Here is a 1,545-nt window from a genome sequence, read left to right as displayed (position 1 = left end):
AACGCTATGACACCGCCATGTCTTCATTGTTCCTATTGTCGTACAGCCGAACCCAGTTGACCGTTCTCATGAAACCGCAAAATGCGCCATCGGCATATCCACTGTCAGTTATGTCGAACCGATCAGTCTTAAACAAAATTGGATTGTCGTATGTTCCAGCCTCAAAGGGAACCATCGTGTATTCGTCCTGGAGATCGTACTCAATATCAGGCCTGGTGGACTCAAAAGCTTCTTGCAGACCCGCGATATCGGGGTCTGCTTCCTTGATTTTGTTGACGATCCCCGCCCGCCTGTCGTTCCATGACGTTCTGGTCGCCAATACATTAACGGTCAGAATCTCCAAAGGGATATGACTTGTCATTACCATTTCTGCCGAATGCTGCTTTATGGTATGTGCATCAGTAGGTGCCGTTGACAGGGGCATCAGAATAGTTAATGACGACACTACTGCAATGAGTTGCGTACGCATTTCGCTCCCATTTTCAGAACCCGATTTTTCGAAGTAGGACGAGCGATCAAGAAGTACTCGGATGTCTCCAAACAAGGTTTCTGGTCGGCCCAACAGATAGCATCGGCAGTTGCGAACGGTGTGCTACACGGACACGCACGGTGCGTTTCTGAACCGAGTCTATTGGCAGGTCCCCGATAGTCGGGCCACGTGGTTTTAGAGGCTCTTCGATCTATTCCGGGTAATCAGCATGAAGTCTTCAGTTGCGGCCCGCTGGGTGCGGGTGCAGTGGAAGCGTATCCGGCGGGCCGAGTTCTCACGATTCCGGAATCCGCAGGCCGAGCGTTTCACGGTCTTCACCAGCCGGTTGTATCCCTCGGTGCGGGCGTTGGTGATCCCGGTGGTGATGAACGCGTGGATCTCGGGCCACCATGTGTCGATGGTGCGCGCGAGGGTGAGCAACTCGGGGATGTTCGAGTCGATGCACCAGGTGAGAAACGTGTGCAGCCGATGCCGGGTCCGGCCCGGATCACCACCGGTACGCACCGAGGAGAGCAGCGTACGTAGTTCCTCCTTCGCGATGTACGCCGAGAGGATCTGCGCGCTCGGGTCCTCGTCGACGATGGCATTCCACATACGCGCGAAGTTCTTGTTCGACAGGTGTTCCCGTGCGGTGAGCAACCGGCGACGGTTGGCCCATTCCGGGTCGATCGTGCCGCCGCGCCGGTCTTTGAGTTCCCAGGTGACCCGGCGGCGGACCTTGGTGACCGTGTCGTTGGCGAGCGTGACGAGGTGGAAGTGATCGACCACCAGGGTGGCACCCGGCAACAATCCTTCGGTGCGGATCGCCGCCGCATACACCGCCGCGGGATCGATCGCCACGTATTCGATTCCCTCCCGGAACTCGGGGGTGCGCTCACGCAGCCATTCCACGACTGCCGCGGTGGTCCGTCCTTCCTTCTGGCCCAGCAAACCTTGGTCACCGCCGAGGTCGACGAACCCGGTGTCCCACGGGTCGACCCGCACCCACCTTCCGGTGTCCTGGCACCGCTCCCACCGGGGCTTCCCTCGTCGGGTTTCGTCGATGCCGAGGACCC

At 58.3% G+C, this 1,545-nt stretch carries 2 protein-coding genes; both read right to left on the bottom strand.

The features are described from left to right. Window positions 1–4: 4 nt before the first annotated feature. On the bottom strand, window positions 5–469 hold the full coding sequence (locus tag RM2_RS23085; protein ID WP_139277934.1) for an exonuclease/endonuclease/phosphatase family protein: 465 nt from the start codon (window positions 467–469) through the stop codon (window positions 5–7). A gap of 195 nt (window positions 470–664) precedes the next feature. Further along, a partial coding sequence (locus RM2_RS23080; RefSeq protein WP_139277933.1) for a transposase occupies window positions 665–1,545 on the bottom strand: 881 nt, incomplete at its 5' end.

Origin of the sequence: Rhodococcus marinonascens NBRC 14363, assembly GCF_001894885.1 — a bacterium.
GTDB lineage: Bacteria > Actinomycetota > Actinomycetes > Mycobacteriales > Mycobacteriaceae > Rhodococcus_F > Rhodococcus_F marinonascens.
The sequence above is the reverse complement of the archived record's forward strand: the minus strand, read 5'-3'. Positions and strand labels throughout refer to the sequence as shown.